Raw genomic sequence first — 15,274 nt, forward strand, 5'->3', positions numbered from 1 at the left:
TACGTATAAACCACCCGGCCCTGTCCCAATCTAGTAGTGTAAAACACACGGAGGTGGCAGGGTTGTACGTAGGACGAAGTCTGGAAGAATTACAGAACCTTCCCTTATCTAGTTGGACGATGGAGGAATTGGCTTATTTCAAAAACTCGTTCCATGCACTGGAAGATTATGTCGATACTGGCGGGACCGAACTGCTCCGAAGAATCGACAGTGAGTTGAACAACCGCAGAATTCCTTCGTACCTATAGGGCACAAGTCACGCTTAGCCATCTACGATGCCAAGTCGTGCTATGTACCCAAAGGGCACAAGTCACGCTTAGCCATCTACGATGCCAAGTCGTGCTATGTACGGTGGCGAATATGATCGTCCCTCCGGCATCTTGTTCGATTAAACACTTTTTGGAAAAAGCGTGGCAAAATCGACAGGCGTTAACCGGATCAGTCCGGATAGCGCCTGCCTACTTTTTAGGGATAACTTTTTTTACTGTTGACAAACGGTAACGATTGAAGCACAATTTTTGACACAGCGCATTCACTGCTTCATAAAACGCTTTTTCATGGAAAAACCGCCGCCTGCCAACAAAATAGCCAAAACCAGGAACAGGCCTGCGTACCCATACAGTCGTTCCGAAATAAAAATACCAACCATAGCGAAACTTCCCATTACCAACAATGTCAGGATAAAATAAGCAATTTTAACATTTCGCGGCATAAAATACCATCCTCCGTACTTGATGAAGCCATCATACCATTCCCGTTTGTCTGGCGGCAACAATAGATGAAAGAAGGAAAACAGAATGAAAATATTGATCGTATTGCCCCCGGACCAACCCAAATCCGGCGGAAATATCACGTATTCGAATCGAATCAAGCGAGGGCTGGCCCGTCACGGCATTCAGATTTTGATCAAACCGCTTGACAAGGTGGAGCCGCAGGATTACCGGGATGCGGACATTGTTCATGCGTTTAACGCGTTCCGTACCGGCCGTTTTGTACTGCCCGTTTTGAAGGAAACCGGAAAACCTATGGTTTTAACGATTACAGGAACAGACATAAACGAGTACATGACCAAAGAAGAGACTCGAAAAGAAACTTACGGAGTAGTCCAATACGCCAGCCGCATTATTTCACTAACGGAGTCTTCCCGGCAAGAACTTTTGAACTTGGTACCTGATGCCAAATGCAAATCATTGGTGATCAACCTCGGCGTTGACCTGCCCAAGCCGCGTGGAAAATCAAGAGCAGACTTCGGTTTAGACGACAACAGTTTTATATTCATGCTGCCTGCAGGCATCCGCCCTGTCAAAAATCCATTGTCCGCTTACCAGCCAATCAGCCGTTTGCATAAGCGATTCCCGAATGTCCGCTTTGTAGTGGCCGGGCCGGAGATGGACCCGGCATTGACCGCCGAATTCAAAAACAAAATGGACGCGGTCGATTGGGCCCACTATTTGGGGGAAGTAGAACATACCGACATGCCGGATCTGATTTTGGCTTCAGACGTAGTATTAAATACGTCCCGATCAGAAGGACTGTCGCATGCGTTGTTGGAAGCGATGTCGCTCGGCAAACCGGTGCTCGCTTCGAAAGTGCCGGGAAACATTGATCTGATCAAGGACGGACAAAACGGTTTTCTGTTTGCCAATGAGGATGAATTTGTTGACAAAGGGTCTCTTTACATTGAAAATGCCGACCTGCGGGAAACAATCGCTGCCGCCGGCCGACAATGGGTTCAGGAACAATATTCGGTTGAACGTGAAATGGAAACGTTTCGGCATGTATATGAGCAGGTCCTCTGCAAGGAATGTTGCTTATAAACCGGAAAAGATCGGTTTTTCAATGACCTCCGCGAATTTTTGCAAATATTTTTCAGCCATGCGGGACGCCTGTTCAGGGTGTCCCTCTCGAATGGCCGTCGCCCATTCCCGGTAATACTCTGCCACTTCCCGATAGGACAGTTGCGGCAGTGTTACGCGAATCACATCAAGCAGCGCTGCGGTCAGAGTATTCATCAGATTTTGAATGACGGTGTTTCCTGTTGCATTTGCAATTGCTTGGTGGAACCGAATATCGGCGTTGACAATATCCATGTCTGTCACGGCCCATTCCATCTCCATCAAAGCAGCCGCAATTTCCTCATATGCTTCTCCCGTCCGGTTCAATGCTGCCCAACGGCTCGCGCCGACCTCCAGAATCGTGCGAACTTCATGCAAACTCTTTAGATCACCGCGTCCGATCAGCAATGCAGCCTGAAGGGGAGCGTACAGATGTCGGTCCAATTTGGCTTCGCAGACAAACGTGCCATCCCCCTGACGCAGTTCCAGCAGCTGTTTGGCCTGCAGGGATGACAGCGCCTCCCTGACGGTCGGTCGACTCACACCAAACTGTTTCGCCAGTTCCTTCATGGATGGCAGTTTGTCCCCGGGATTCAAATATCCTTCCAAAATGAGGCGTTCAATTTCCGCCGCAATTTTCTGATACGATTTACCGTTTGATCCGCTCATATCCGCCTGCTCCGTCAGTCGCGTTTCAGATTCAAACCAAACAGACGCAAGATAAACAAGAACAGGTTGACGAAGTTCAAATACAGACTCAGCACCGCCCTCGGCACTTCATCCCGATCGATTCCGTAATGGACAATTCGCGAGACGTCAAACAACGTGTATCCGATGAAGATCAAGACTCCAAGCAGCGTGTACACCCAATTTACGGTATGCGACATGGGGAAGAACAAACCGAGCACTCCCATCGCCAACAGCGCGATCAAACCGATAAACAGGAAACCGCCCAGGAATCCAAAATCGGCTTTGGTAATAGTCGCATACAGAGCGGCTGCCCCATACGCCACAACTGTTACACCAAACGCCTGCAGCACCACATTCGCACCGAGCGAACTGACATAATAGGCAATAGCCGGATACAGCGTCATACCGGAAATAAACGTAAACGCGTACAGGAATCCATAACCTACCCGCCGACGGCGAATAAACGAGGCGGCGACGATCATGATCAATTCAACGATCATTAACGGCAGAAAAAGCGGCCTTGGCACATAACTGCCGGCAAATAAACCTACCGTGGCAAACAGCAGACTAAAAAACAGCGCCGGAAAAATATCTCCCATCGTGACACGTGAACCAGCATAACTTGGATTCATATTCCCCGCTCCTTCTTAACAGGATGATTGAGGACCATCTGGATTGACTACAGAAAATTCATCTTCCGCTTCGTTATAATCGATGCGTAGTTGCTTGATTTGGGATGCGGCAAACGGGTCGAGCACAAACTGCAATCCGTTGGCTTCCCACGTTTTATCATTTTGTTGCAACTCGTCCAGAGTCAGCACATATTTCGGCCCACCTCAGCCGGGCATCATCCTGACCCGAACGCTCAAATTTTCCTGATTTTGTTCTTTTTTGAACTCCTGAATCTTCTGAACAGCGATATCGGAAATGGTAATCAAACTTTCACCCCCCTGCTTTATTATAACAATCCGTCCAACGATTTTGCCAGCTTCTGGTGAACGACCGGCATCGCAAACTGAGTAAGTTCGCGGGTGGTGACCCATTTAACAGAGTCCGTTTCCGGAATCTTTTCCGCTTCCGCCTCGCAAGTGTATGCCTGCACGTTCCAATGAAGATGGCTGAACGTATGCTGCAAATTGGCAAAATGGGATTTCACCTGTAACCCTACATCCCATTTCCCCTGAAAAAATCGGGTCAATTCTGCCTCATGGCGATTTCCGTCTGATACATCGCAACTCGGAAACTCCCACATACCTGCTAGCAGTCCCTCTGGTGGGCGCCGGGTGATAAGCACCCGATCTCGCTGCCACACAATGGCCGTCGCAATGTCCAAAGGACGGGGAGGCTTTTTTTTCCCTTTGACAGGCAAACGATCCTGCACACCCTCCCGGTACCCACGGCATAGAGATTGTACCGGACAGGTTTCACAACGGGGGTGTTTGGGTATACAGATACGCGCGCCAAATTCCATTAACGCCTGATTAAAATCGCTCGCTTCCCCCGGGGGAATCAGAAATTCGGCAATACCCTCGAATTTTTTGCGGGCAGCCGGTTTTGAAACATCATCCTCAATCAGAAAAATACGCGACAGCACGCGAAACACATTGCCGTCCACAGCCGGTACCGATACATTATAGGCGATCGATAGAACGGCGCCTGATGTATAAGGACCGACCCCCGGCAGGGAACACATATCCGGCAGAGAGTCGGGCACCCGTCCGCCGTATTTTTCGTTCACCTCGCGAACTGCCGCCTGCAGATTGCGTGCCCGTGAATAATAGCCGAGCCCTTCCCACATTTTGAGAACCTCTTCCTCCGGTGCAACAGCCAGTGATTCCACCGTGGGAAACCGTTCCATAAAGCGGTTCCAATAAGGAATAACGCTTTCCACCCGCGTTTGCTGCAGCATCACTTCCGATACCCAAATCTGGTAAGGGTCTTTGGTTCTTCTCCATGGCAAATCTCTTTTATTTTGAACATACCAGGTTAATAGACGTTTTGCGACTTCGTTTGCTTCCAAATGGTTGATTCCGGCCATACAAAAATGCCCCTTTCCCCTCCATTATAAGGGTGGGAAAAGAGCTTGCCTAGACTTTCGGAAATACACCTACCAAAGTCCATATCGCATGCCCGGCAGCGGTACGATGTTGGTCCAGACGGGACGCAGATTCCCCACAAAAGGGAATCCGGCCGCTTGGCTCACACCATGTAAAATGGATCGATTCTGAGTCTGTGTATTTGCCGGCTTGGATACAGATGCTCGCTTACCCTGCCCAAGACCCGTGCCCGATACGGGCGCAGTCATCATGCTCGGAGAAGGCGCAGCCGTCATACCCGGCACAGGCGCAGCCATCATGCCTGGAGAAGGTGCAGCCGTCATACTCGGAATAGGAGCGGTCATCATGCTCGGCGCAGACGCAGTCATCATGCCTGGAGCAGGTGCTTCTATCGCCCCTGTGCCCGGTATAGTCGATGCCTCTGCCCGATAGGGAACTCCAGATTCCATATCACTTCCTGCCAAATTTTTTTCTAGACCTTCCGCAAACCGCTCAGTCTGTTCCAACGGTTCAGCTGATAATGGGAGTTGATACAGAAAAAAATATCTGTCCATTTGGTCCCCTCCTCAGGGGTGCTCACCCTGTTTTTCTTTCACTATATGCAGGACCGGGACATTTGCCCTGGGCATCCGCCCAAATACCAGGAACGAGTTTTTAATAAGCCGCTAAAAACCCCCTAAAATCTGCCGTATCCGTTCTAAAGCCCAATCGAGCTCCTCTTTTTGGATCGTCAACGGAGGCGCGAAACGAATTGTATATTGATGTGTTTCTTTGCACAGCAGCCCTTTCTCCATCAGCCGTTCACAATATGGTCGAGCTGCCTGATCAAGTTCCACACCGATAAAAAGACCTTTGCCCCGCACCTCCTTAATCGCTGGATTTTTGATCAAACGGAGTTGTTCGATAAAATAGTCGCCAAGCGTAAGAGAATTTTCGATCAAAACCTCCTCCAACAAGACCTCGATAGAAGCGTTTGCTACAGCGCAAGCAAGCGGGTTTCCCCCAAATGTAGAGCCGTGTGATCCCGGTTCAAAAACGTCAAGTATCGGTTCATCCGCGCAAACGGCTGAAACCGGAATCACGCCGCCACCGAGCGCTTTCCCTAAAATATAGACATCGGGCTTTACATCTTCCCAATCGCATGCGAACGGTTTGCCGGTACGGCCCAATCCGGTCTGAATTTCATCTGCGACAAACAGTACATTGTGCTGTCGGCAAAGTTCAGAAGCCTGTTTCAGGTACCCGTCAGGCGGTATCCGTATCCCCGCTTCCCCCTTTCTTCTATACCCCACAGCAGATAGCCGAATTATTTCAAATGATTCGGATTCAGTCCTTCCAACTCCGGCAACACGAATAAACCATCCTTGCGAATCAGCTTGTCGTCAAACCAGATTTCTCCCCCGCCGTATTCAGGCCTTTGAATCAGCACCATATCCCAGTGGATGGCCGACTCGTTGCCATTGGGAGCTTCGTCATAACATTGGCCAGGGGTGAAATGGAAGCTGCCTGCGATTTTCTCGTCAAACAGAATATCTTTCATGGGATGCAGGATATAGGGGTTGAATCCGATGGCAAATTCCCCAATATATCGGGCTCCTTCATCCGTATCCAAAATTTTATTTATACGTTCCGTATCATTAGCGGTCGCGTTGACAATCTTGCCGTTCTTAAACTCCAGCCGCACATTTTCGAAAGTGAATCCCTGGTACGGTGTGGGCGTATTGTACGCAATGATCCCGTTTACCGAATCACGAACAGGCGCTGTAAACACTTCCCCGTCCGGAATATTAAATTCGCCGTCACATTTGACGGATCCGATTCCTTTTATCGAAAACGTCAGCTCGGTACCGGGTGCCACAAGTTTTACACGATCTGTGCGGTCCATCAGTTCTTTCAACGGGTCCATCGCTTTCGACATTTTCGCGTAATCGGCCGTACACACATCAAAATAAAAGTTTTCAAACTCTTCCGTACTCATCCCCGCCAATTGAGCCATTGACGGACTGGGGTAGCGAAGCACCACCCACTTTGTCTTTTTGACGCGCAGTTGACTATGCACCGGGTGTTGATAAAGCGATGAGTAAAGGCGCATTTTATCGTCCGGAACGTCGGACATTTCAGATATGTTCTGTCCGCCACGAACTCCAATGTAGGCCTGCATTTTTGACATTTGGTATTTGTCAAAATCAGCCCATGTCTGAATCTGTTCCTCGGATGCTTCCATCAACATTCTGCGGATGACCGCATTATCCCGCAAATTGACAAACGGATGACCGCCTGCTTTATGTATCGCTTTGACAATTTCATTAATGAGCGGCGGTTCGATGCCGAACGCCTCCACCAAAACGTTTTCCCCTTTTTGCACGTGAGTTGAATAGTTTACCAGCACATCAGCCAGTCGAGTCATTCTCGGATCCAGCATAAGCGTCCCCTCCTTGATAGCGTGACCTAGATCACGGACGATCTATCCCGCGTTGTTGACAAGGATGTCAACGTTTTAGCGGGGGGTCCTTAATTTTTGTACCCATGTCTCTTTTATTGTAGTCCAGTCAGTCGGTGTTTACTACTCATTGTCTTGGCAAAGAGGGGAATTTTGTCAACTCGATTTGATGTCAACCGCTTAGTAGGTTCCTTCGTCCGGACCTTCTTCCGGCTGTAGATTGCCATCCATGATCTGATTGACTGTAGCGGCCAGATGGTTGCCGTTTGCTTCCGCCTCTTCCGGCCGCATGCTCTTTGACAGTTGATCCTTGTATTGAAGAAGCTCCTGCCGCTGTTCTTCGAAAATCGATTGACTCGCTTGCTCCCTGTTTTGACCGTTTTGATCGACCATAAGTAAAACCCTCCTTTGATAATGCTTTTACCTAAGTAAATTGTCCCCCTTTTTCCGGATTCAACCCCCTCTAAAAACCAGATGTCAAGACTACCGCTACATCCGTCCAGCGGCTTTTTATTTTTGAGCAAATTCCAAGGTACATTCTGAACTTCTCCTGAATCCCGTGATGCTTCATGAAGCTTTACAATCAACAAAAATTGAGGGCACACAAGTTACGCTCGACGAAGTGTTAGAAGTGGAAGCTCAGACTCGAAAAAATAATAAAGACATTCAGGAAGTGCTTAATTACTATCAAGCATTGCGTGGTGGGATGGATTCTCTAAGAATGTTACCGATCTCCACAAGGCTTTTCAAACTGTTACATGAGACACTCTTGTCAAACTACGTTCGCGGCAGTAACCGTTCCCCCGGCGAATATCGAAAGATACAGAATTTTATCGGACCAGAGGGGTGTACAATAGAAACTGCATCTTTTATACCTCCGGAACCTCAACTGGTTAACAAGTATATGGACAATCTTGAAACACACATTAACGATCCAAAAGATGATCTAGGTGAGTTGACCCGCGTGGCTATTATTCATGCACAGTTCGAGACAATCCATCCTTTTCTCGATGGAAACGGAAGAATCGAATCAGCAGTAATTTCCTGACATGCTGGACACCAAATCGCACACAATAGATTCAGGAGGTGTTGTTTATGTGGGAAACTGTGACCAACATGATTCCGACGGCCAACCGGATGATGTCTGCCCGTGGTCGGGACAGGGACAGAGGCATAAGCATTACGACCGCTATGATAATTGGAGCCGGTGTAGGTATTGCAGCCTGGGAAATGATGCGGCGCAACAATTCGATGGGACAAGCGGCCAAAAACATGACTCAGGGCAACAACGGCAACAACACCGACTTGAGTCAAATGGCAACCGAAGTGATGGACGCCATTCGATAATCAGCACACAAAAGAGGGTGCAGAACCTTCGGCACCCTTCTTTACAAATTCGGATTCACCGTAATCGAACCTGTTTCCGTACGAATTAAAAGTTGGTACGTTCCCCTGCCCAGTTTTTCGCTAACTTTGGATTCGTTCGGCTTATTGGACTGCATCGGTCCCTTAATGGTTCCGCTGCTTGATTCCCCTATAAACTCCACATCTGAATCTTTTGGAATGCGCACCATCACATTTCCGCGCTGCGAGTTCAAAACCCAGGTTCCGCCCACTATACTTTCCAGCGTAATGCCTCCACTGCTGGAGTTTAGTGTGACAGCTTTTTGCAGATTGGCAGCATGAATCGGACCATTTTCAATCTGAGCTTCCACGTTTCCAGCTACCGTATCCAGGTCGATTATGCCATTTCGGCTGGTTATATTAAGATCGCCATCAATCTTTCCCGCCTTGATTTGACCAAATGCGTTGTCCAATTGGACATTCCCCTTAATATCATGAACATCCAGGCTGCCCGCTTTTGTTTTAATTTCCACATCTCCCAAAATGGAAGCCGCTTTAATTTGACCGTTGCCATCATCCACTGTCGCGGTGCCCTTAATATCCTGTAAATCCACCTTGCCGGACTGTGAACTTACCACCACATTGCCGACATGATTCAAAACGGTAACGTTGCCCGTATCGGTCAATAACTGTACGTCAATGTTGTCAGGAACCAACAGCTCCAGATCCACTCCCGTGATCTTGGAAGAAGCGGACCAGGCCGGGTCAATTTCAACCCGCAAAGTTTCCCCCTGCGATATCAGAGGGGTCAGCGATTGCGCCTCTTGATTGGCTTGATCGCTCTGCAGGTTTTGCACCCGCACTTTTGTTTTCAACTGGATCGTCTGCGAATCGGAGGGACGAAGATCAATGGTACCCACCCGGTTGAATATTTCCATCCGTTTGACCGATTTTGCGTCAAATTTCATATCCGGCAGACTGATCCTCTTTTCCGACAAGGCGTCCCGCAAATTGACAATGCTGGATTGCACCAATCCCTGGATGCTTTGCTGCGAATAGACAACCAGCGAAAAAACGCCAACCAGGCACAGCAGTGCAATGCTGCGTGCGTCAACCCGTATTTCTTCATTGATCTTCAGTTTTTTGACCGCATATAAACTCCACAAGAGTTCGGCTCCCAACGCGAACACGATTACCGGCCAATACGAGAGGACTTTAAATATGATCTGCTTGTCCGACAACTGATCAAACAGCAGCAATCCTCCCAGCACCAGTAATGTCAGGGCGCTTGTCAGAGTTCCTACTTTTCGCATTGCCACAACCCCAGTCGTTGCCACAGCGCAATAAAGCTAGCAGCGGCAGTGAAATAACAGGAAGCCGACTGAAGTCGGTCGGCGCCTGCAATTATGCGAATACCGGTTCTTTAAAATCGGACAGCTTCTTCAACGACTCTTGTTCCACATCCGCATGCAGCGAGTTGCCGTGTGAATCCATTGTAACAATCGCGGTAAATCCTTCTACCTGCAAATGCCACATGGCTTCGGGAATTCCAAATTCGTCAAGAAAATCAACACCGTCTACATCTTTTACGCACTGCGCGTAATATTGAGCCGCTCCACCAATCGCATTCAAATACACAGCCCCATGCTCTTTCAACCCGGCCAGCGTTTTGGCTCCCATACCGCCCTTCCCAATCACTGCCCGGATGCCAAATTTTTTGATAATATCCGCTTGATATGGCTCTTCCCGGCTGGATGTTGTAGGACCGGCCGCTTTTACGTGCCACTTGCCTGTTTCGTCTTTCAGCATCACAGGCCCACAGTGATAGAGCACTCCTCCGTTCAGATCAACGGGACAATCGTGATCCATCATGTACTTGTGGAAGGCATCCCGACCCGTATGCATCGCCCCGTTAATCACAACCACATCGCCGACTTTCAGACTGCGAATCTGTTCTTCCGTAATGGGCGCCTGCAAAACGACCTGCCGATTATCGCCAGCAACAGCCGTTTCCTGAACCTGACCGAGGTCCACACTGTCGCCTGTATAAATCCAATCTTCAATTACACCGGTAGCCGGGTTGATTTTCACTCCCTGCCGGCGGTACGCCCAGCAGTTATAAGCGACCGACACATAAAAAGAAGCCGGCAACCTGTTCATTACACCGATTTTACAACCCAAGAGCGATACGTTTCCGCCAAATCCCATGGTTCCGATCGACAGCTTGTTGGCGTTTTCCATGATATATTCTTCCAGTTGCCGAAGTTGTTCGTTCGGGTTTACATCATCGACCCGCCGGAAAAGTTGCTCTTTCGCAAGCGTATATCCGCTGGTACGATCGCCGCCAATTCCAACTCCAATAAACCCGGCGGAACATCCCTGTCCTTGCGCCTGATAAACGGCATGCAGGATGCATTTTCGGATCCCGTCCAGGTCACGGCCCGCTTTGCCCAATCCTTCCAATTCGCACGGCAGCGAATATTGAATGTTCTTGTTTTCGCAGCCGCCTCCTTTCAGAATTAAGCGGACATCAATATAGTCCTTCTCCCATTGTTCAAAATGGATGACAGGCGTGCCCGGCCCCAGGTTATCCCCCGAGTTCTTACCGGTCAGCGAGTCTACTGAATTGGGACGCAGTTTACCCAGTTTGGTAGCTTCCACAATTGCCGCGAGGATCCCTTTCTTCATCTCGATCTGGTTGGCTCCTACCGGACAGTGAATATGAAACGTAGGCATCCCCGTATCCTGACAAATGGGGCCTTCCGATTCTGCCGCCATGATAATGTTTTCAGCTATCGTCCCCAATGCGATGGCCGAACGGGTCCCCATTTCTTCCTTCACCCTTGCGGCTGCTATCTGTTTACGCACATCGGCTGGCAGATTGGTTGATGTCTCAATAATCAATTTCAACATACTGTTTTGAAATTGTTGGCTGTTCATAATGGTTTCCTCTCCCTTTTTTATCGCTATTCCTATTATAAAGAAAAAGGTCCCCGCAGGCACCTTTTTTTCACTAGCTAAAATTTTCACTTTTTAAAAACGCGACTGAAAGCCAGCCTTCCATTCGTCCATCGGAATTTGCTCGATCAGGCTGGGTTTTGAAAAATAATAGCCTTGACCATATTCAATTCCCATTTCCCGCAATTTCTTTAAATCTTCTAACGATTCTATTCCTTCTGCGATGATTTGCAGGTTCAGGGAATCCCCAATTCGTTTGAACTGTTCGATCATAATCGCTTTGACACCGGATTTATGAAGATCGAATACGATTTCCGTGCAAATTTTCACGTAATGCGGCTTTAAGTTAAGCAACTCTACCATGTTGGAATTCCCTTTTCCAAGATCATCCATCGCTAGAGAAATGCCCTGCTCCTCTAAGAACGGCTTCCATAAAAAAACGGATGGCATATGTTCGGTAATCTCAAATACGACGGGGGTCTGTGCCACGCTGTTTAACATTTCAACCGCTCGCCGCATCGTATGACAGTTTACGTCCGCCTCGATATTAAAAAAGAGCCCCTTCTGCACAAACGGTGTCAGCTTATGTATATGTTCGGTCAACTTTTTACAGGACAAAAGTGTAAGATGCTCCAGAACACCGTGTTGGCGAGCCAACCGGAACATCTCGTCAGGCAAGAGAACTCCACCAGGCGAGCGGCTTAAAATTTCAACTGCTTCAACGCGGCCCGTACGTAAATCGACAATCGGTTGCACAGCCAACTCAAGAGTCTCGTGATATAAAATATTAAAAAGTATTACAGGCTTTAAGTCTTTTGGTATTGGTTCCTGTTGCATGTCGCACCTCGTCTGCAGCGGCTTTACAAATAAAAAAGCCAGTTCATTCTCATGAATTGGCCGGTTGCACTACTGGCTCCCGATCCCTCAAGTGCCCAACTACAAGTGACCGTTCATCGCTTCCCCAAAAGACATTCATTTTTGTGTTTTTATTTTATATGATAAAAATTTGATTTTCAATATAAATCAGTTACATTTTGGAAAATGACAAAATGCAACAAGTTTCAACTTTTTTAGCTGACTTTATTTTAATTTGCGTATTTGTAACAATCGAATGTAAAATAAACTAAATAAAATAAGGATGAGAAAGGATTATAGCCATGCATCTGCTAACTGCCGTAATACTTGGATTTATCGAAGGTCTCACCGAATTTCTGCCTGTTTCTTCAACCGGACATTTAATTCTCGCCGGCGACTTGCTGCATTTTCAAGGGGACAAAGCCAGTACGTTTGAAATTTTTATTCAACTGGGCGCCATTCTTGCGGTAGTGGTCATTTATTGGAGACGTTTTTTGAGTTTATTTGAACCCAGAAACCTAAACTTTACCAACACGGAGTCGCTCAATTTGCTGCACATTTTTGTGGCCATGCTGCCAGCCGGAATTTTGGGACTTATTCTTAACAAGTTCATCAAACAGCATCTGTTCTCCCCTTACACCGTACTGATTGGATTGGTGCTTGGCGGCATTTTGATGATTATGGCTGAGAAGTCCAGGAAATCAAAGTTTGCTACTGAACTTGATCAACTCACTTACGGACAAGCGTTCCGCATTGGTCTTTTTCAAGCATTGGCTCTCTGGCCTGGTTTCTCTCGTTCCGGCGCTACCATCGCGGGCGGTCTGCTGGTAGGCACCAACCGGAAAACCGCTTCCGAATTTTCCTTTATTATAGCGGTGCCGATGATGATTGCAGCAAGCGGACTTGACCTTTTAAAAAGTTATAAAACATTGTCCGCCGATGATCTTACGTTCTTTGCCGTTGGTTTTGTCGTCTCTTTTATAGTCGCCTTGCTTGCTGTGTTTTCGTTTTTGAAACTTGTTTCCAAAGTCCGGCTGACCGGTTTCGCCTATTACCGGTTTGTGTTGGCCGCCCTTTTCTGGATTTTCTTTATTTAATGATTCGTCAGGCTTTTCTGCAGGGGAAAGCCCCGCATGCGCCGGGGGGCATTTATGTGGCGCATACGGGGCTTTTTTCATTTTTGCTGCGGCAAAAACGGAGTGGGATCTTGCCACCTTCGCAAATTAATCGGGGGAATTCTTACGAAGGTTTGTTTTTATAATACCATAATATAGTTGTATATGCAATATATTTTTCTTTCACTTCTGGCTCAATCTATTGTCATTCTGTATACTGTAACATAAGGACAAAAATATGGTTCTACATTCGAATGGATATGAAGGAGCCGATTGCGCTTGATCTATACTGTAGCCGAATTGGCTGTCATTTTAGGTATTACGGAAGTGGCGCTGCGCCAAAAAATGCGGACGCAGCAATTCCCGTTCACAAACGATAACGGTCGGATTTTCGTGTTGGCCGAGGATTTTGAAAACTACCTGAAAGAACATCGCTGTTGGGATTTCACCATTCCGGAATGGGAACAATTCTATCAAACGAAACGGGAGATCCGTACTTATTTCACAAAAATTCAAGGTGCTCTGCAAATCCTGAAGAAGTTTGGCATCTCAATTGAACAGCGCACGCTCAAAAGGTGGATTCACAACCAACAGATTAAAGCTTACAATTTAGGCGGCACCTACTATATTCCGCTGGACATACTCGAACAAGATTTGTCTTAGAACTGGGGGATGATCGCGATGACTCCGCTGTACTGTACGATTGAACAGCTTTCCAGATTGTTCAGAATGGATTATTCCGCGCTGCTCGGAATGCTGCACCAGGATGCCCGGCTGCAACCTGCAGTCAAGAAGTTAAACCGTTATGCACTATCGGAAGTCGTTGCCCTGCATCGAACAACCGCCGAGCCTTTTGAAGTGGGTCTCGACACCCCGTTTCTGACGCTCTATGAAACGCAGGATCGGCTGACAAAAGCATTGGGACCGATGGTATATTCGACTGTGCTGCGGAAGGCCGCCAAAGGGGAAATTCCCGCTCTGAAGTTTGGGGATACGTACCGTGTACCAGAGCCATTGTTGACACAGATGATTCAAGAGAAACGGATTTCTTACAGAAGCCGCTCTGTTATAAAGAAAACTTAGCTTTCGCCGAGCCTTTGGCGCAGGCGGAAGCAAAGTTCCACCCACCAAAGTGCAAGCACTTTGGTGGGATCCTCTTGCCCTTATGTCGATAGGGAAAAATTTATAAATTCCTATCGACCAAAATAGCCTGGAGAATCGCTTATTTCACTGTATGCTTGTTTCGACTGTATTTCGGGACATCTCGAAAAAAGTGGTACATGTCTTCAAATCGTTTGGATTCACGAATCCGGCTCGTCGAAAAATGATCCCACAACAGTTCAATCATCCGCGCTTCATCATACAATTGACCATTTTTGATGAATAAAGGACGAGTGTCATCCCCTTCTTTGCGAACCAACAAACCGATCATATCGGACGCCCTGCTTTGCACATTGCACAACCAATCAAGGAAATCGGCCAACATTTCTTCGTCCATCGTGGTTCCGAACACTTGCCCGCTGTAAAAATCAACAAACTTCCGTTTCTTGCGCCCCTTCAAGAGCAACTGGATCTCAGGCGAGGTTCCGAATGTAAGCAGGATTTCTTGCTGGTTTTCCTCCACTTGGCAACCGATTTCCCGATCCCATTCCACAATCAGTTGTCGAAGTTGTGATAACTCAAACCGAAACCAAGTAGTCTTTACTTCAATCTGGTACCCTCCTGCCGTGCTGTTGCTGTTCATCCCCTCAGTCCTTCCATACCACAGTTCAATTCTGTTTAGTGAATTTCATCATACAACAATATTTTCGCATGATTCAAGACCTATTTTTTTAATATTTTTATAATTTTTATGTTTAAAAGCCGAGTCAGCCTACAAGAATAAAAAAACCTTGCCCCGACAGAAAAAACTTGTGCAAGAACAAGCGTTTCTCCGCAAGAGGCAAGGTTTTGATTTCATTGTCAGGTAAAGCTATAACT

General features: G+C 47.5%; 19 protein-coding genes, 2 pseudogenes and 1 riboswitch. Of the genes and pseudogenes, 8 read left to right on the top strand and 13 right to left on the bottom strand.

All coding sequences use genetic code 11. The annotated features are described in order from the left end of the window. Positions 1–62 precede the first annotated feature (62 nt). A complete protein-coding gene (locus tag skT53_RS10225; protein ID WP_200756587.1) occupies positions 63–248 on the top strand; it encodes a cytosolic protein in 186 nt (61 codons plus the stop codon). 284 nt (positions 249–532) lie between these two features. Here the strand turns inward: skT53_RS10225 and skT53_RS10230 are convergent, their stop codons facing one another. Then, the gene (locus tag skT53_RS10230; RefSeq protein WP_200756589.1) at positions 533–712 is read right to left on the bottom strand and encodes a DUF5325 family protein; all 180 of its coding nucleotides are present in this window, start codon (positions 710–712) and stop codon (positions 533–535) included. Positions 713–797: 85 nt separating this feature from the next. Here skT53_RS10230 and skT53_RS10235 point away from each other — a divergent pair, with 85 nt between their 5' ends. Next, a complete protein-coding gene (locus skT53_RS10235; protein ID WP_200756591.1) occupies positions 798–1,817 on the top strand; it encodes a glycosyltransferase in 1,020 nt (339 codons plus the stop codon). On the opposite strand, the gene skT53_RS10240 is transcribed toward skT53_RS10235, so the two are convergent. The 8 genes and pseudogenes from skT53_RS10240 to skT53_RS10275 all read right to left on the bottom strand — a co-directional run bounded on the left by skT53_RS10240 (position 1,812) and on the right by skT53_RS10275 (position 7,415). Beyond that, on the bottom strand, positions 1,812–2,504 hold the full coding sequence (locus tag skT53_RS10240; RefSeq protein WP_200756593.1) for a FadR/GntR family transcriptional regulator: 693 nt from the start codon (positions 2,502–2,504) through the stop codon (positions 1,812–1,814). The two genes, skT53_RS10235 and skT53_RS10240, sit on opposite strands and share 6 nt — an antisense overlap. A 14-nt stretch (positions 2,505–2,518) precedes the next feature. Continuing rightward, on the bottom strand, positions 2,519–3,157 hold the full coding sequence (locus skT53_RS10245; RefSeq protein WP_200756595.1) for a Bax inhibitor-1/YccA family protein: 639 nt from the start codon (positions 3,155–3,157) through the stop codon (positions 2,519–2,521). A gap of 15 nt (positions 3,158–3,172) precedes the next feature. Further along, positions 3,173–3,346: a hypothetical protein gene (locus tag skT53_RS10250; RefSeq protein WP_200756598.1), complete on the bottom strand. Its 174-nt coding sequence runs from the start codon at positions 3,344–3,346 to the stop codon at positions 3,173–3,175. A gap of 137 nt (positions 3,347–3,483) precedes the next feature. Beyond that, complete coding sequence (gene mutY / locus skT53_RS10255; RefSeq protein ID WP_200756600.1) at positions 3,484–4,563, bottom strand: A/G-specific adenine glycosylase; 1,080 nt, start codon at positions 4,561–4,563, stop codon at positions 3,484–3,486. Positions 4,564–4,632: 69 nt separating this feature from the next. Then, positions 4,633–5,136 carry a hypothetical protein gene (locus skT53_RS10260; RefSeq protein ID WP_200756602.1) on the bottom strand — a complete coding sequence of 168 codons (504 nt, stop codon included), beginning with the start codon at positions 5,134–5,136 and terminating at the stop codon, positions 4,633–4,635. Positions 5,137–5,247: 111 nt separating this feature from the next. Next, positions 5,248–5,859, bottom strand: a pseudogene (locus skT53_RS10265) (aminotransferase class III-fold pyridoxal phosphate-dependent enzyme); the annotation flags it as partial. A 29-nt stretch (positions 5,860–5,888) separates the two neighbouring features. Continuing rightward, positions 5,889–7,004: an aminopeptidase gene (locus skT53_RS10270; RefSeq protein WP_200756604.1), complete on the bottom strand. Its 1,116-nt coding sequence runs from the start codon at positions 7,002–7,004 to the stop codon at positions 5,889–5,891. A 198-nt stretch (positions 7,005–7,202) separates the two neighbouring features. Next, positions 7,203–7,415 (bottom strand): hypothetical protein, encoded by a 213-nt coding sequence (locus skT53_RS10275; protein ID WP_200756606.1) that lies wholly within the window; start codon positions 7,413–7,415, stop codon positions 7,203–7,205. Between the two features lie 154 nt (positions 7,416–7,569). Between skT53_RS10275 and skT53_RS18865 the strand changes: the two are divergent. The 3 genes and pseudogenes from skT53_RS18865 to skT53_RS10285 all read left to right on the top strand — a co-directional run. Beyond that, a pseudogene (locus skT53_RS18865) lies at positions 7,570–7,719 on the top strand (Fic/DOC family N-terminal domain-containing protein); the annotation flags it as partial. Between the two features lie 9 nt (positions 7,720–7,728). Continuing rightward, on the top strand, positions 7,729–8,070 hold the full coding sequence (locus skT53_RS10280) for a Fic family protein (RefSeq protein WP_404828963.1): 342 nt from the start codon (positions 7,729–7,731) through the stop codon (positions 8,068–8,070). A gap of 47 nt (positions 8,071–8,117) precedes the next feature. Beyond that, positions 8,118–8,369 carry a hypothetical protein gene (locus skT53_RS10285; protein ID WP_200756610.1) on the top strand — a complete coding sequence of 84 codons (252 nt, stop codon included), beginning with the start codon at positions 8,118–8,120 and terminating at the stop codon, positions 8,367–8,369. Between the two features lie 41 nt (positions 8,370–8,410). On the opposite strand, the gene skT53_RS10290 is transcribed toward skT53_RS10285, so the two are convergent. The 3 genes from skT53_RS10290 to skT53_RS10300 form a co-directional block, all read right to left on the bottom strand. Next, positions 8,411–9,679, bottom strand: coding sequence for a DUF4097 family beta strand repeat-containing protein (locus skT53_RS10290; RefSeq protein ID WP_200756612.1), 1,269 nt, complete (start codon positions 9,677–9,679; stop codon positions 8,411–8,413). 91 nt (positions 9,680–9,770) lie between these two features. Then, on the bottom strand, positions 9,771–11,306 hold the full coding sequence (locus skT53_RS10295) for a fumarate hydratase (protein ID WP_200756614.1): 1,536 nt from the start codon (positions 11,304–11,306) through the stop codon (positions 9,771–9,773). 93 nt (positions 11,307–11,399) lie between these two features. After that, on the bottom strand, positions 11,400–12,161 hold the full coding sequence (locus skT53_RS10300; RefSeq protein ID WP_226375179.1) for an EAL domain-containing protein: 762 nt from the start codon (positions 12,159–12,161) through the stop codon (positions 11,400–11,402). Between the two features lie 49 nt (positions 12,162–12,210). Next, a riboswitch (cyclic di-GMP riboswitch) is annotated at positions 12,211–12,293 on the bottom strand. A gap of 188 nt (positions 12,294–12,481) precedes the next feature. Between skT53_RS10300 and bacA the strand changes: the two genes are divergently transcribed. The 3 genes from bacA (at position 12,482) to skT53_RS10315 (ending at position 14,377) form a co-directional block, all read left to right on the top strand. Next, positions 12,482–13,276, top strand: coding sequence for an undecaprenyl-diphosphate phosphatase (gene bacA / locus skT53_RS10305; RefSeq protein ID WP_200756617.1), 795 nt, complete (start codon positions 12,482–12,484; stop codon positions 13,274–13,276). A gap of 297 nt (positions 13,277–13,573) precedes the next feature. Beyond that, positions 13,574–13,957, top strand: a complete 384-nt coding sequence (locus tag skT53_RS10310; protein ID WP_200756618.1) for a helix-turn-helix domain-containing protein — start codon at positions 13,574–13,576, stop codon at positions 13,955–13,957. A 9-nt stretch (positions 13,958–13,966) separates the two neighbouring features. Further along, complete coding sequence (locus skT53_RS10315) at positions 13,967–14,377, top strand: DNA-binding protein (protein WP_226375180.1); 411 nt, start codon at positions 13,967–13,969, stop codon at positions 14,375–14,377. 139 nt (positions 14,378–14,516) lie between these two features. On the opposite strand, the gene skT53_RS10320 is transcribed toward skT53_RS10315, so the two are convergent. Beyond that, positions 14,517–15,038: a hypothetical protein gene (locus skT53_RS10320; RefSeq protein ID WP_200756619.1), complete on the bottom strand. Its 522-nt coding sequence runs from the start codon at positions 15,036–15,038 to the stop codon at positions 14,517–14,519. Between the last annotated feature and the right edge of the window lie 236 nt (positions 15,039–15,274).

The sequence above is a fragment of the Effusibacillus dendaii genome (genome assembly GCF_015097055.1).
GTDB classification, from domain to species: Bacteria; Bacillota; Bacilli; order Tumebacillales; family Effusibacillaceae; genus Effusibacillus; species Effusibacillus dendaii.

Excerpts from the sequence above, each read along its gene's own strand:
- skT53_RS10230 (WP_200756589.1), bottom strand. The coding sequence starts at position 712 with ATGCCGCGAAATGTTAAAATTGCTTATTTTATCCTGACATTGTTGGTA.
- skT53_RS10235 (WP_200756591.1), top strand. The coding sequence starts at position 798 with ATGAAAATATTGATCGTATTGCCCCCGGACCAACCCAAATCCGGCGGA.
- skT53_RS10240 (WP_200756593.1), bottom strand. The coding sequence starts at position 2,504 with ATGAGCGGATCAAACGGTAAATCGTATCAGAAAATTGCGGCGGAAATT.
- skT53_RS10245 (WP_200756595.1), bottom strand. The coding sequence starts at position 3,157 with ATGAATCCAAGTTATGCTGGTTCACGTGTCACGATGGGAGATATTTTT.
- mutY (WP_200756600.1), bottom strand. The coding sequence starts at position 4,563 with ATGGCCGGAATCAACCATTTGGAAGCAAACGAAGTCGCAAAACGTCTA.
- skT53_RS10260 (WP_200756602.1), bottom strand. The coding sequence starts at position 5,136 with ATGGACAGATATTTTTTTCTGTATCAACTCCCATTATCAGCTGAACCG.
- skT53_RS10270 (WP_200756604.1), bottom strand. The coding sequence starts at position 7,004 with ATGCTGGATCCGAGAATGACTCGACTGGCTGATGTGCTGGTAAACTAT.
- skT53_RS10275 (WP_200756606.1), bottom strand. The coding sequence starts at position 7,415 with ATGGTCGATCAAAACGGTCAAAACAGGGAGCAAGCGAGTCAATCGATT.
- skT53_RS10280 (WP_404828963.1), top strand. The coding sequence starts at position 7,729 with ATGGATTCTCTAAGAATGTTACCGATCTCCACAAGGCTTTTCAAACTG.
- skT53_RS10285 (WP_200756610.1), top strand. The coding sequence starts at position 8,118 with ATGTGGGAAACTGTGACCAACATGATTCCGACGGCCAACCGGATGATG.
- skT53_RS10290 (WP_200756612.1), bottom strand. The coding sequence starts at position 9,679 with ATGCGAAAAGTAGGAACTCTGACAAGCGCCCTGACATTACTGGTGCTG.
- skT53_RS10295 (WP_200756614.1), bottom strand. The coding sequence starts at position 11,306 with ATGAACAGCCAACAATTTCAAAACAGTATGTTGAAATTGATTATTGAG.
- skT53_RS10300 (WP_226375179.1), bottom strand. The coding sequence starts at position 12,161 with ATGCAACAGGAACCAATACCAAAAGACTTAAAGCCTGTAATACTTTTT.
- bacA (WP_200756617.1), top strand. The coding sequence starts at position 12,482 with ATGCATCTGCTAACTGCCGTAATACTTGGATTTATCGAAGGTCTCACC.
- skT53_RS10315 (WP_226375180.1), top strand. The coding sequence starts at position 13,967 with ATGATCGCGATGACTCCGCTGTACTGTACGATTGAACAGCTTTCCAGA.
- skT53_RS10320 (WP_200756619.1), bottom strand. The coding sequence starts at position 15,038 with ATGAACAGCAACAGCACGGCAGGAGGGTACCAGATTGAAGTAAAGACT.